General features: G+C 40.7%; 9 protein-coding genes. 4 read left to right on the top strand and 5 right to left on the bottom strand.

What is annotated here, in order from left to right; translation table 11 throughout:
* The first annotated feature begins 11 nt into the window (after window positions 1-11).
* On the top strand, window positions 12-1,088 hold the full coding sequence (locus J4N25_RS11575; protein ID WP_207422359.1) for a DUF2157 domain-containing protein: 1,077 nt from the start codon (window positions 12-14) through the stop codon (window positions 1,086-1,088).
* A gap of 60 nt (window positions 1,089-1,148) precedes the next feature.
* Here the strand turns inward: J4N25_RS11575 and J4N25_RS11570 are convergent, their stop codons facing one another.
* The 4 genes from J4N25_RS11570 to uvrA form a co-directional block, all read right to left on the bottom strand.
* On the bottom strand, window positions 1,149-1,583 hold the full coding sequence (locus tag J4N25_RS11570; protein ID WP_207422358.1) for an OsmC family protein: 435 nt from the start codon (window positions 1,581-1,583) through the stop codon (window positions 1,149-1,151).
* 60 nt (window positions 1,584-1,643) lie between these two features.
* The gene (locus J4N25_RS11565) at window positions 1,644-2,813 is read right to left on the bottom strand and encodes a trans-sulfuration enzyme family protein (RefSeq protein ID WP_207422357.1); all 1,170 of its coding nucleotides are present in this window, start codon (window positions 2,811-2,813) and stop codon (window positions 1,644-1,646) included.
* A gap of 73 nt (window positions 2,814-2,886) precedes the next feature.
* Complete coding sequence (locus tag J4N25_RS11560) at window positions 2,887-3,849, bottom strand: sulfite exporter TauE/SafE family protein (RefSeq protein ID WP_207422356.1); 963 nt, start codon at window positions 3,847-3,849, stop codon at window positions 2,887-2,889.
* Between the two features lie 69 nt (window positions 3,850-3,918).
* Complete coding sequence (gene uvrA, locus J4N25_RS11555; protein WP_207422355.1) at window positions 3,919-6,720, bottom strand: excinuclease ABC subunit UvrA; 2,802 nt, start codon at window positions 6,718-6,720, stop codon at window positions 3,919-3,921.
* A gap of 342 nt (window positions 6,721-7,062) precedes the next feature.
* Between uvrA and J4N25_RS11550 the strand changes: the two genes are divergently transcribed.
* The 3 genes from J4N25_RS11550 to recA all read left to right on the top strand — a co-directional run bounded on the left by J4N25_RS11550 (window position 7,063) and on the right by recA (window position 9,802).
* Window positions 7,063-7,650: an RNA polymerase sigma factor gene (locus tag J4N25_RS11550; protein ID WP_207422354.1), complete on the top strand. Its 588-nt coding sequence runs from the start codon at window positions 7,063-7,065 to the stop codon at window positions 7,648-7,650.
* Between the two features lie 297 nt (window positions 7,651-7,947).
* Window positions 7,948-8,703, top strand: a complete 756-nt coding sequence (nth, locus tag J4N25_RS11545) for an endonuclease III (RefSeq protein ID WP_207422353.1) — start codon at window positions 7,948-7,950, stop codon at window positions 8,701-8,703.
* Window positions 8,704-8,794: 91 nt separating this feature from the next.
* On the top strand, window positions 8,795-9,802 hold the full coding sequence (gene recA, locus J4N25_RS11540) for a recombinase RecA (protein WP_207422352.1): 1,008 nt from the start codon (window positions 8,795-8,797) through the stop codon (window positions 9,800-9,802).
* 111 nt (window positions 9,803-9,913) lie between these two features.
* Here the strand turns inward: recA and J4N25_RS11535 are convergent, their stop codons facing one another.
* Complete coding sequence (locus J4N25_RS11535) at window positions 9,914-14,155, bottom strand: hybrid sensor histidine kinase/response regulator (protein ID WP_207422351.1); 4,242 nt, start codon at window positions 14,153-14,155, stop codon at window positions 9,914-9,916.
* Window positions 14,156-14,223 lie beyond the last annotated feature (68 nt).

Here is a 14,223-nt window from a genome sequence, read left to right as displayed (position 1 = left end):
ATTAACATTAGGTGGCCAAACTTAACCTGGATAAACAAGAAGCCGACTTCCTCAATCAAACGATCCATCATTGGAAAAGTGAAGGTTTGCTGGACGAAACAACAAGTGACAAACTTTTGCGATCTTATGATGTCAAGCAGTTTGACTGGCGGCGTTTGGCTCAATACAGTATTTGGATTGCGCTAGCCTGTGGTTTGATCGCATTCGCTTCGCTAGTTGTAGATGATGCTATACTTAACCTCATAGCCAAACTATCCGACACTCCTGATATCGTTATCAGTATCATATCCGCTATTCTGGCTGCCTATTTCTATTTTCTTGGACAGAAACGTAAGAACGCAAACCCGGAACGTGTATTCAGTAACGAAGCCATTCTGTTTATTGGTGTACTTTTTACTGCCAGTGCCATAGCTTTCCTGGGAAAGGTTATTGATAATGGTAAAGGGCATTTCTCGCTGCTTTTTCTTTTTTCAGTATTCGTGTACGGCCTGCTTGCCTTGAGGTTCAGCTCGCAGCTTATCTGGGCTTTTGCTCTAATATCTTTGGGAAGTTGGTTCGGCACAGAGACAGGATACCAGACACAATGGGGCGACTATTTTTTAAAAATGAACTACCCTCTACGCTTCGTGTTCTTTGGGGCTTTTCTTTCGGGACTAGCCTTACTAATGGCAAGAATTGAACGCTTTGCTTTCCTTAAAAATATAACCTATGTCATCGGCCTCTCTTATCTATTCGTATCTCTTTGGTTGTTGTCTATATTCGGAAATTTCGGGAATATAGAGGACTGGTTGAAAGTAAAGCAGAAAGACCTTTTCTACTGGGGAATTTTGTCAGCACTATTCTCTTTTGGTCTGATGTTATATGGTTTGAAGAAAAAAGATTCTATTGCCCGTGAATTCGGCATTAGTTTTCTGCTGATCAATATCTATACAAGATACTTTGAATATTTCTGGGACATCACCAATAAAGCGCTATTCTTCTCCATACTGGCAATATCGTTCTGGCTAATTGGCAGTCGTGCCGAGCGTATATGGAATATAAATGGCTCTAGAAAGCCAGAAAGGGTTAAAGAAGACAATAACAGTTAAATAAAATAGAAAAGGCGAATAACTATTATCCGCCTTCTCTATCAATATTATACCGAAGCTTTATTTAGAAGGCTCTTCTGCTGCCTTCACATTTACAGAATAGGTGATATCTACACCACCTGCTGCAAGCATATCATGAACAGAACAGTATTTTTTCACTGCCAGCTCAGCTGCTTTTTCAGCTTTAGCTTCGTCGATATTACCAATAAGGTCAAAATTCATATGAATCTTAGTGAAGACCGCAGGAATTTTGTCCGCTCTTTCACCGTCGATAGAAACATTAACATCCTGTACGTCCTGGCGTTGTTTTTTCAGGATAGATAATAAATCAAGGGAACTGCAGGATCCAAGTGCCATTAATACCAGCTCCATTGGGCGGGCTCCTAAATTCTGTCCTCCGATTTCGGGAGAACCATCTATACTTATTTTCACATCAGTCATGCCGCTTGCTTCAAAATGAACGGCGTCATTAACTCTTTTTAATTCTACTTTCATATGTATTGTTTACCCTTTTACAAAGTTAGTAGTAAAACCTTTATACTTTCCCTCTCAATATTATTTCGAACGCTCTAAAGCCTGCTTTACATCTTCAAGGATGTCGTCGATATCCTCAAGTCCGACAGAAATACGAATTGAACCTGGCTGAATACCTAGTAGGCCTCTTTCTTCCTCCGTTAATTTGGAATGGGTTGTGGAAGCTGGATGGGTAGCAATAGAACGGGAATCGCCCAAGTTCGACGTAAACAGGATCATTTGTAAAGCATCCAGGAACCGTTTTGCTCTTTCAAAACCTCCTTTAACGATGAAGGTTACTATCCCTCCACCTAGCTTCATCTGCTTTTTAGCTAATGCATATTGTGGGTGTGATGGCAAATGAGGGTAGCGCACGAGTTCAATCTCGGGATGTTGCTCTAACATCTCAGCCAATCTAAGAGCGTTACCGCAATGCCTGTCCATTCTTAAAGTAAGTGTTTCTAAACTTTTAGAAAGCAGCCAGGCATTAAAGGCTGACATAGCCGGGCCAGTATGGCGGATAAAGAACATCAGCTCTTTTATAATTGACGCTTTTCCGGCAATTACACCACCCAACACCCGTCCCTGTCCATCCATATATTTTGTTGCAGAGTGAACAACCAGGTCGATGCCATATTGCAGAGGCTTCTGCAAGTAGGGCGTGGCAAAGCAATTATCTATATTGAATATAATGTTCGGATACTTTTTCTTTAACTCACCTAACCATTCCAGATCCACCAGCTCCAATCCTGGATTTGATGGAGTTTCAAGGAAAATCATCTTTGTTTCCGGACGAATTGCAGCTTCCCATTCCTCAGGTTTCCCTGCATCTACGTAAGTGTGGGTTATACCCCAGCGAGGAAACAATTGATTTAACAACTGGTGAGTTGAGCCAAATACAGACCGGCAGGCAATAATATGATCGCCGCTTCTAAGTAGGCCTGCGAAAGAAGCAAAAATAGCAGCCATACCTGAAGAAAATGCTAAACCAGCTTCCGCCCCTTCCAAATCACACACCTTATTAATAAACTCGGTGGTATTAGGGTTAGAGTAACGGGAATAAATATTTCCTTCCATCTCGTCGGCAAAAATGGCTCTGCCCTGTTCAGCATCGTCAAAAATAAAACTTGATGTAAGGTATAAGGGAACAGAGTGCTCGCGATTGTGTGTTCGCTCTGCCTGATTACGTATTAGTCTCGATTGTTCTTTCATTAAAAATAAGTATTAGGGTTTTCAGAAACACCTGATGGGCTGTTACCAAATTAGGCAATTTACTGAAGTCCTGTTAAATTACTGATAGTATAAACTTTAAAATAGACCTGAGGCTGACCAAAATAACAATAATCCCTACTGCAATCATGATAGATTTAGCAGAAATCTTATTGGCAACCTTGGCTGCTATTGGAGAAGCAACGGCACTGCCCAGGATTAAACCGCCTATGGCATCCCAGTGCAAATGCTCTAACATCGTTATAAATGTTAAGGAACTCATAAAAGCTACGAAAAACCGGGAAGCCTTAACGGCTCCAAGAGAGAATCGTGCATGACGCCCCCCAGCTATAAGTGTCGAAAGGACGATAGAGCCCCATCCTCCGCCACCTACTGCATCTACAAAGCCTCCAAATAATCCCAGTGCTCTTATATTTTTGATCTTACCACCCTTTGACGAATTATTTGCTGAAGAACTCTTCTTTTTAAGCATGGCATATGCCTTACGTAAAATGACAATACCTAAAATAAGTGTATAAAAGGAAACAACAGGTTTCGTGTATTTACTATAATATTCCAGTGAGGATAATATGTATGCGCCCGTTACAGAGCCAATAATTCCGGGGATAACGAGTAGCCAGAAAAGTTTCTTATTCACGTTCCCCATGCGATAATGCATCACTCCAGCTATACCATTGCTGAGAATTTCTGACAAGTGAACAGCCGTACTTGCAGAGGCCGGCGGAATTCCCATGGAAATACTAAAAGCTGTAGAGGTTACACCATAGGACATGCCTATTGCTCCATCTATCATTGCGAAAATGAAACCCGCAATAAGGAAATAATAGAAGGTTGGAGACACATCGGTAAACGTTGACTTGAAGGCAGGAACATAACTCCACAGAAGTCCTACCGATAGACAAATCACTAATAAACCAATAAAATTAAATGCAATCTTAAGCTTTGATTGCTCCTTCTTATTCTCCGCTACGTCTTCGTCGGTGTACACTTCCGGTTCGGCGGGACTTTGATTATCCATATTAATGCCAGTCTTATTTACGGGGAGCAAAAATACAAAGCATATAGCATCTATAGATTTATTTTTAAACTATTTCAGATGATCTTTTAAAAAAGTACCAGTATATGAATCTTTGTGAGTAACCAATTCCTCGGGAGTGCCTTCAAAAACGAGATAACCTCCCCTGTCTCCACCCTCAGGTCCAATATCGATAACCCAATCGGCGCACTTTACTACATCCATATTATGTTCAATAACTAGGATAGAGTTTCCCTGATCCAAAAGCGCATTAAGAGATTTCAATAGCTTCTTGATATCATGAAAATGAAGGCCGGTAGTTGGCTCGTCAAAAATAAACAGGGTTTTGCTGCTGTTATTTCCTTTTATAAGAAATGAAGCGAGCTTAATCCGCTGCGCTTCTCCACCGGATAAGGTGTTTGAAGACTGACCAAGATGCACATAGCCCAGGCCGACATCTGCGAGGGGTTGCAGTTTAGTTACGATCTTTGTTTCATCCTTAAAAAACTCGAGGGCTTCCTCTATAGTCAGATCTAGTACCTCCGAAACGCTTTTTTCTTTATAGGTAACATCAAGAACATGCTGTTTGAAGCGCTTACCGTTGCACGATTCACAGGGCAGGAAAATATCAGCCATAAATTGCATTTCAATTTTGACCTCTCCTTCTCCCTGACATACGTCACAACGCCCCCCTTCTACATTAAATGAAAATGCTGCAGGTTTCAACCCCGCTGCTTTGGCAGACGTTTGCGATGCATATAAGTTGCGTATATCATCCCAAGCTTTTACATACGTTACGGGGTTAGAGCGGGAAGACCTTCCTATCGGGTTTTGATCAACCAGCTCAACCTGCTGTATTTTATCTATATCCCCTATAAGCTCGTCGTAAGCCCCGGTCTGCTCTCCGGAATAATTACCTATCGCCTTCTGGATTGCAGGCTGTAAGATCCGTTTCACAAGTGATGTCTTTCCTGAACCAGAAACGCCGGTAACACAGGTTAAAACGTTTAAGGGAAACTTTACATCTATATTTTTAAGATTATTCTCACGGGCTCCTTTTACCTCGATAAAGTCACTCCACTTTCTTCTGCTCTTTGGAATTTCAATGGCTTCCTTCCCACTCAGATATTTCCCGGTTAAGCTGTTATCGTCCTTTACAATTTCATCGTAAACGCCTGTAAAAATTAAATCCCCCCCATGGGTTCCCGCGGCCGGGCCGATATCTATAAGATAGTCGGCAGCTTTCATCACTTCCTCCTCGTGCTCAACTACCAGAACAGTATTACCCACATCCCTTAAAGACTTCAACACACCGATTAAGCGGTGGGTATCCCGGGGGTGCAGGCCTATACTTGGCTCGTCTAATACGTAAACCGAGCCGACAAGGGAACTTCCTAGTGAAGTTGCAAGGTTAATGCGTTGCGATTCTCCACCGGAAAGAGTGTTACTTAGGCGGTTTAATGTGAGATAACTTAAACCCACATCAGTTAAAAATTTGATGCGATTAGAAATTTCCAGTAATAATCTTTTCGATATTTTGGCCTCGTTCTCGTTCAGCTTTAGGGCCTGAAAAAATTCCAAGGCAGAGTCTAATGGCATTAGAACAATATCTGTAATGGATTTTCCCTCCACCTTAACATACGATGCGTCTTTACGAAGGCGGCTTCCTTTACAATCCGGACAGGTTGTTTTTCCGCGGTAACGGGACAACATCACACGGTATTGAATTTTATAGGTTTGCTCTTCCAGATGCTGGAAGAAAGCATCCAGGCCGCGAAAATACTTGTTCCCCGTCCACACCAGGGTTCTTTGTTCATCAGTTAACTGATTGTAAGAACGATGGACCGGGAAATCAAACTTAAGGGCGCTTTTAAGAAGCTCATCAAGCCATTCCCGCATCTTCTCACCACGCCATGGTGCTATTGCTCCATCGTATAATGACTTACTCTTATCTGGAATAACCAGATCTTCATCAATGCCTATAACTTTTCCGTATCCTTCACAACGCCGGCAAGCTCCATAGGGATTATTGAAGCTAAAAAAATTTGGATTAGGTTCTTCAAAACGCATCCCATCAAGTTCGAAGCGATCGCAGAAGAAATGCTCATTCTCATTCTCCTCCACGAAACAGTCGCCTTTACCCTCAAAAAAGGCAGTCTGAATGGAATCAGCCATGCGGCTTAGTGTTTCTTCCTCCTGGTTCACTGAAATCCGGTCGATAACGATACGAAGTGTTTCGGAGTCTAGAAGTTTATCGTTCTTGATTGATTCATCTTCCAACAAAGTCTCGATCCGGGACAATTGTCCCTTGTAGTAAACGCGTTGAAAACCCTTTTGCAGGAGTACAGCAAGCTCTTCTTTAACCGCCCGGTTATTATGCGGATGCAAAGGACAAAATATAGTGACAGTTGTCTCTTCAGGCAATGCTGTGATAAAATTTACCACATCAGTAACATTATCCCGCTTCACCTCTCTTCCTGAAACAGGAGAATAAGTTTTTCCAATCCTTGAAAACAACAGCTTGAGGTAATCATAGATCTCGGTAGATGTACCTACTGTTGATCTCGGATTACTTGTTATAACTTTCTGCTCGATAGCAATAGCCGGAGCTATCCCCTTGATATAATCAACATCAGGCTTATTCATCCTTCCCATGAACTGGCGTGCATAGGAAGAAAGGCTTTCGACATACCGTCGTTGTCCTTCAGCGTACAGTGTATCGAAAGCTAAGGACGATTTACCGGATCCCGACATCCCTGTAATGACTACAAGCTTGTTCTTTGGGATCGCAACATCAATATTCTTTAGATTATGAACGCGTGCTCCTTTAATTATTATATGTTTCTGGGGATCTTTTTCTGATTCTGTACTCATTGAAAACCGGAGTGCTAAATATATCGTAAGTAACGTAAACGGTATAACAGCAAAAGTAGCATGACGTTTTTATAATTACTTGCTGCAGTACCGCTAATCGTTCATTTTTTTAGTTTCAAACCGTAGTATTTCGATCTGAACAAAGGGCAAAAGTACTATCAAACAAGGGAACATTTTTAGATAAATGTTTGCACATTAATTTTTTTGTAATTAAATTTGAACTGCAACACACACAAATTCCATTCATAAATTATTTTTTAAAGGAGATTAAACTATAGGCTAAAACTCTACTCAAATTATTGTACACGAATTAGTTAAGAGGGAATTAAACGAGAGAGTCCTATGATGTTTCAAAATAAAAATGATCAAGAACTGGTAGAGCTTTACATTGCGGGTAAAGAGGCCGCTTTGTCAGAACTCATCAGGCGCCATAAAACCAAAATTTATACTTCTATTTATATGCTCGTAAAAGACGAGTTCCTTGCTGAGGATATTTTCCAGGATACTTTCATCAAGGTAATCAATACGTTAAAATCGGGCAGGTATAATGAAGAGGGTAAATTTTTGCCTTGGGTTTTACGAATTGCGCATAACCTGGTGATCGACTTTTTCCGTAAGGAGAAACGTACCCCAGTAATTACGAATGGCGATGGTTTCGACATCTTTGATGTGCTTGGATTTTACGACGAGAGCATTGAAGACAAAATTGTTCGCGATCAGACCCATAAGGATCTGAAGGCACTGATTCAATTGCTACCATCAGAGCAGAAAGAAGTGCTCATTATGCGCCACTACGGTGAAATGAGCTTTAAGGAAATTGCAGATGTGACTAATGTTAGTATCAATACTGCCCTTGGCCGTATGCGCTACGCATTGAACAATCTACGCAAAATGCTGCAAACTAAGGAATTAAGCCTAAGGCTGACTTAATTTCAAAAATAATTTTGAATCAGTAAAATAATAGTTTTTGCAACGCCGTTTATTTGATATATTTATTAAAAAACGGCGTTGCTTATGATTCAAATTTCTACACAAGAACATTACCACCTGCTCCTTGAGAATTTAGAGGAGCCTGCTTGTTCCCTTACCCGTGAGGACGAAAGCTTTTACAACTCGATTAAATCAGAGTTAAACAAAGAAACCAGAGAGCCGCACCTTTCTACAATCGAAAGGATAATGGCTTACTCAAAAAGTCTTTAGTTCAATTTTTCCGACCTTAGTTTATACATGCTTAGAAAAGAACGTTTTAAAGCATTCGTGGATTATTTTTCAAAAAACAATCCTGAAGCTAAAACTGAACTTCATTATACCAATCCATACGAGTTATTGGTTGCAGTGAGCTTGTCGGCCCAATGCACAGACAAGCGCATTAATCAAATTACTCCTAAGCTTTTCGAACGTTTTCCTGATGCCTTCGCCCTTTCAAAAGCAAGCGTTGAGGAGATCTTTGAATATATCCGCTCTGTAAGTTATCCAAATAACAAGGCGAAGCATCTAGCGGGAATGTCAAAGATCCTGGTGGAACAATTTAACGGAGAAGTTCCATCATCCATGGAAGATCTGCAAAAACTTCCCGGAGTTGGAAGAAAAACTGCCAATGTTATTACTTCCATTGTTTTTGAAGCTCCAGCCCTTGCCGTCGACACCCATGTGTTTAGAGTGGCAAACCGTTTAGGTTTAACCAGAAATGCTACTACACCCCTTGCTGTTGAGAAGCAACTGGTACAATACCTGCCAGAAGAAACGATCAGACATGCCCATCACTGGTTAATTCTACATGGCCGGTATATCTGCGTAGCGCGCAGTCCAAAATGCAATATTTGTCCTATAACTCATTTCTGCAAATACTACGAACAACAGCAAACGGCTGGTGCATTGAAGAAAGCAGAGGTAATACTCCGAAAAAAAGAGCGGGAAGCACAACAACGAAAAAAAGCAAATAAACTTTCTATTGCACTGAAAAAACTCGAAGTAAAAGAATAATTTTATTGTTGCTAAGAGCTTTAATTATTTTGATAAAATTTTTAGCAATTTAAGTTATTTTATTACATTCGCAATTACATTAACTAAAATAATGAGCAACGCAGATAAATTAAAAGCGTTACAGCTGACGCTGGATAAATTAGAAAAATCATACGGTAAGGGCACGATTATGAAGCTGGGAGATACTGCCGTAGAGCCTCTTGATGCTATTTCAACAGGATCGATCAGTCTTGACATTGCATTAGGAATTGGTGGGTTGCCGAAGGGGCGTATTATCGAAATATATGGCCCTGAATCTTCTGGTAAAACTACCTTAGCTATACACGCCATTGCTGAAGCGCAAAAGAAAGGCGGCATTGCAGCTTTTATTGATGCAGAACATGCCTTTGACAGGTTCTATGCCAAAAAGCTTGGTGTAGATATTGAAAACCTTCTTATATCTCAACCAGACAATGGAGAGCAGGCGTTAGAAATTGCCGATAATCTGATCCGTTCAGGAGCGATTGATATTATCGTAATCGACTCTGTTGCAGCTTTAGTACCAAAAGGTGAAATTGAAGGGGAAATGGGAGATTCTAAAATGGGTCTTCAGGCACGTTTGATGTCTCAGGCATTGCGTAAATTAACTGGTACAATTTCTAAGACAGGATGTTGCTGTATCTTCATCAACCAATTGCGGGATAAAATTGGGGTGATGTTTGGTAACCCTGAAACTACAACAGGTGGTAACGCGTTGAAATTTTACTCTTCAGTTCGTTTGGATGTTCGTCGTATATCTCAGATCAAAGATTCTGACGAAGTATCAGGGAACAGGGTTAAGGTTAAGATTGTTAAAAACAAAGTTGCTCCTCCTTTCCGCTTAGCTGAATTTGACATCATGTTCGGTGAAGGAATTTCCAAAGCTGGTGAGATCATAGACCTGGGTGTAGAATATGAAATTATTCGTAAGTCCGGATCCTGGTTTAGCTACAATGACACTAAGCTGGGCCAAGGAAGAGATGCTGTTAAACAGTTAATCCTTGATAATCCTGATCTAATGGATGAGCTTGAAGCAAAGATCAGAGAAGCCGTTACTGGCGCTAATCTGGAAGAAGCATAAGTGAGGAAATTGACAGGCTGTTTTAAAATGCCTGCTTAAATAAGGTCCTGCTAAAAGAGAAAAGCTCCGTTGTAAATACGGAGCTTTTCTCTTTTAGCAGGGTTCCTCTGCTTAGTTATTATCAGATACTTTTTTAGATTGTTTCTGTAGCATAGACAGTAGTTCTTCCATCTTAATCGGTTTCGAAATATAATCGTCCATTCCTGAAGCTAAACATTCTTCTTTATCCTCAACCATGGCATTTGCCGTCATCGCTACAATTATGGGTTGTTCCTCAAAGTCTGCTCTTATCGCCCGCGTTGCTTGCAATCCGTCCATTTCTGGCATATGGACGTCCATAAAGATAAGGTCGGGTTTAAGTTCGCGAGCCTTTTCTATTACTTGCAGTCCATTTTCAACCAGTTGCGGTTGGTATCCTAGCTTATTAAGTACCCTTGTAATCAGCTTTTGGTTTACAAGATTATCCTCGGCAATCAGGATGTTTAGGGGATTTTGAGCAGCGAAATCGGAGTTTAGTAAAGTGGCCTGAGGCTGAGAAGAAGACTCTCGCACAACTGATGTAAGTGTTTCCTTTACTACCTTTCCTAACTGTTGCTGCTTTATTGGTTTTGTGAGTATAGCATTAAACAGATCCGGATACTTTTTCTTTGTCTCATCTCCGATAGAACTTAGGAGTATAATAGGAAGCTTCGGAAATTTGCCTTTAATCTGCTTGCTTAGTTCAACACCATCCATTTCAGGCATTTGCATATCGCTTATTACCAGTTCAAATTCTCTTCCTTCCGACAACATCCGCAAAGCATCTGTGCCAGAGATGACTGTTTCGGGCACAAGCTTCCACTGCTCCAATTGGAGTTTCAATATCCGCAGATTTGTATGGTTATCGTCTATGATCAATACTCTTTTCCCTGCGCATTCTTCTAAAGATATTTCTGGTACTACAGCAATAGGAGCAGAACTTCCTTCAACATTTATAAAAAACTCAAAGGTAGTTCCTTCTCCCTCGCGACTTCTCACGCTAATCTCTCCCCCCATTAACTGAATCAACCTCTGGCTTATAACCAAACCAAGCCCCGTGCCTCCGTATTTCCTGGTGGTTGAAGAATCAACTTGTGAAAATGCTCTGAATAGCCTGTTAACCTTATCTTCCGGAATTCCTATACCGGTGTCCCTCACCTGAAACAACAGCTCGAAAGCATTACTGCCTATCTGCTTCTTCAGGCTCACACTCAGGTATACTTCACCGTTTTGGGTAAACTTAATAGCATTACCTATCAAATTAATAAGCACTTGCCTTAAACGCATGCTATCTCCTACGACCTGGACCGGCACCTCAGGATCAATGAAGCTAACAAGGTCGATACCTATGTTTGCTGCTTTTGTAGAAAAAACATCCATTACATCTTCTACACATTGGCGTATAGAGAAATCATGAGGATCTATTTCTAAGCTTCCCGACTCTATCTTTGAGAAGTCAAGGATATCATTAATAACACTTAGCAGAGCATCTCCGCTATTTCTTATGGTATCGGTATACTCTCGCTGTTCTTCATCCAGTTTAGTTTCCGACAATAGTGCAGCCATACCAAGCACTCCATTCATTGGTGTTCTTATCTCATGGCTCATAGTTGCAAGGAAAGTACTTTTAGCCAGGTTAGCTTTCTCTGCTTCCTCCCGGGCTTTTTGTTCATATTCTCTCTGCAGTTGCAGTTCCTCGTTTAACACCTGCAAATGCTCAGACTGATTTTGCAACTCCTCTGACTGCACCGTAAGCTCTTCAGCCTGCACCTGCAGCTCTTCGTTCATATCCTGAAGTTCACTCGCTTTTTGCCGAACTTCTGCCGTACGCTCTTCTACCTGCTTCTCTAATTCGGCTTTCTGAGCCTTTATCTTGTTTATCCTGTAGAGATAAATAGAATAAATACTTCCCGCAACCAGAACAAATACCAGAACTTTAAACCATACGGTCATCCAGAAAGGAGGAGTAATTATAATTGTAAGCCGGGTTGGGCTTTTACTCCAAACCCCATCGGTATTGGTTGATTTTACCAGGAATGTGTACTCTCCGGGATCCAGATTTGTATAAGAGGCCTTGTTCTCAGGGCCGATAAAGTTCCAATCTTTTTCGAAGCCTTCCAACTTGTAGGCGTACTGGATGTTCTTTATACCACTGAAGTCGAGCGAGACAAATTCGAAGGAAAAAACCGACTGCCAGTACTTGAGTACGATTGTCTTAGTTTCGATGATACTCTTTTTCAGGGGCGAATCCTTTTCACCTAATGGAACAGGTTTATTAAATAATTGAAAATTAGTAATATATACCGGAGGCACAAATGAATTAACATTGATTTGGGATGGATTAAATAAATTAAAGCCATTTAGCCCCCCGAAAAGGATTTCACCCTTGTAAAGGGCAAAGGAAGCTCGTGGAAGAAAGTCATTATGCTGAAGGCCATCCTTTACACTGAAAATTTTAAATGACCGGGTATCAGGCTTAAAACGAGTAAGACCCTTGTTTGTCCCTAACCACAAATTTCCCTGATAGTCTTCCTCGATACTATTGATCGTATTGTTAGAAACTCCTTCATGTTCACCAAACGCTTGGAAGATACCAGAACCCTTCATTAAATTGAGCCCATTATTTGTACCGATCCAGAGCCTTCCCTTTATATCTTCATGAAGTTGAATTATATTGTTGCTACTTATGGATGAAGCATTCTTAGCGTTGTGAGTATATTGTTGGAAGACACCTTTTTGCTGGTTAATCCGGTAAAGCCCTTCAATATTAGTTCCGATGTAAAGAGTTTCATCCTTTCCGATATGAAGAGCTGTAACACCTCTTCCCGGTAAAGTTTTTCCTGGCCAGGACAATGAGTAAAAGCAATCGTCACGGAAGTTATACTTGAAGATGCCAGTGGTAAAGGTAGAAATGTATATATCCCCCTTTGTTCCCTCTTTTATGTACCAGATATCCCGTAGCGGTACCTCCTGTTTTGTGATGGAATTATAACCCTTCACAGCCTTGAATGTTCCCTTCTCGCGATCGTAAATCTGCAATCCTGCGTCGAATGTCCCAATCCAAAAATTATTTCTGCTATCTTCTAAAAAAGAAGTGACTGTTCCTACCCTTTGCCCTCCTGGTTTAAACCTGTGATGTATAAATGTTTTTGATTTACGATCGAATTCATCAAATCCTTCCCTTAAGCCAATCCATACTCTCTGCCTTGAGTCTTCATAAAAGCTGAAGACTTCCTTACTTCCCAGGCTTTCAAGTCTACCCGGGATGTTCAAATAATGGGCAAATTTTGGAGGATGAAAATCCTTTACCGAAAGCCCAACGATACTGCTTACCCAAATATTACCTTCAAGATCACAATAAATGCCGTTTAAACCATTATCAATAAGAGACTTAGAATTATATGGATCAGAAATGTGATTTTCAAAGGATGCTGAGTCTTCATCAAAAACACTGACACCCCAGTTGGTAGCTACCCAAATTTTTCCATCTCTCGATTCACAAATTCCTGGAACATAATCTCCTAATAAACTTGAACTATCACCGGGCTTATGTTTAAAACGACTAAATGCCTTAGATTTTCTTCTTAAAACATTAAGACCGCCAAAAGCAGTTCCTATCCATACATTGCCTCGACTATCAGTAAAAATCGCCCTAATTCCATTCGCACTTAAACTCTTCTCGTCACCCGGAATATTCCTGTAGGTAATTGAAGACTTCCTATCCGCAGCAATTACAGATATACCGTCCTCTGTTCCGATCCAAAGATTATTACTCTTGTCTTCTGTTACTGCTCTTATGAGATTACTAACGAGCTTCCCTTCAAAATGAATAAACACCTTTCTCTTCCGGTCGAAAATATCCAGACCTCCTTCTGTCCCAATCCATAATTCTCCCTTGTGATCTTCATAAATTGCTGTTACGCGATCAGAACTTATACTGGAGGAATTTTTAGGATTATGGCGGTAGGAAGTGAAGGAGTTAGTTGCATAATTATAAACATTCAATCCACCCTCGTGAGTACCCACATAAAGTACCCCTGCTTTATCGACGAAAGTGGAAACAACATTATTATTACTAATACTACCCTTCCTGGTGCTGTTATGACGGAAAACTTTGAACTTATACCCATCATACTGATTCAGTCCGTCCGTAGTCCCAACCCAAACAAATCCTTTTTTATCCTGAACAACAGATGTGACATTACTCTGCGACAATCCCTCCAGACTGGTTAAGCGTTGAAAATCCTGTCCTGACGCAGATCTACCTAGGACCATCACTACAGTTAATAGGAAACTTAAATAGGTACAAATATTGAGTGGAGTTTTTCTACTCATAATAACATCTCTTGGGCTTGATAAATGGTTACAATTTATTATACTAAATGCTCAGTTTTTAGTTACAG

The organism is Desertivirga brevis, from assembly GCF_017355835.1.
This window is presented reverse-complemented; position numbering and strand designations above follow the sequence as displayed.

Bases quoted from the DNA above. Each gene is read 5' to 3' on its own strand.
- J4N25_RS11565 (WP_207422357.1), bottom strand. From the start codon at position 2,813: ATGAAAGAACAATCGAGACTAATACGTAATCAGGCAGAGCGAACACAC.
- J4N25_RS11560 (WP_207422356.1), bottom strand. From the start codon at position 3,849: ATGGATAATCAAAGTCCCGCCGAACCGGAAGTGTACACCGACGAAGAC.
- J4N25_RS11570 (WP_207422358.1), bottom strand. From the start codon at position 1,583: ATGAAAGTAGAATTAAAAAGAGTTAATGACGCCGTTCATTTTGAAGCA.
- nth (WP_207422353.1), top strand. From the start codon at position 7,948: ATGCTTAGAAAAGAACGTTTTAAAGCATTCGTGGATTATTTTTCAAAA.
- uvrA (WP_207422355.1), bottom strand. From the start codon at position 6,720: ATGAGTACAGAATCAGAAAAAGATCCCCAGAAACATATAATAATTAAA.
- J4N25_RS11535 (WP_207422351.1), bottom strand. From the start codon at position 14,155: ATGAGTAGAAAAACTCCACTCAATATTTGTACCTATTTAAGTTTCCTA.
- recA (WP_207422352.1), top strand. From the start codon at position 8,795: ATGAGCAACGCAGATAAATTAAAAGCGTTACAGCTGACGCTGGATAAA.
- J4N25_RS11550 (WP_207422354.1), top strand. From the start codon at position 7,063: ATGATGTTTCAAAATAAAAATGATCAAGAACTGGTAGAGCTTTACATT.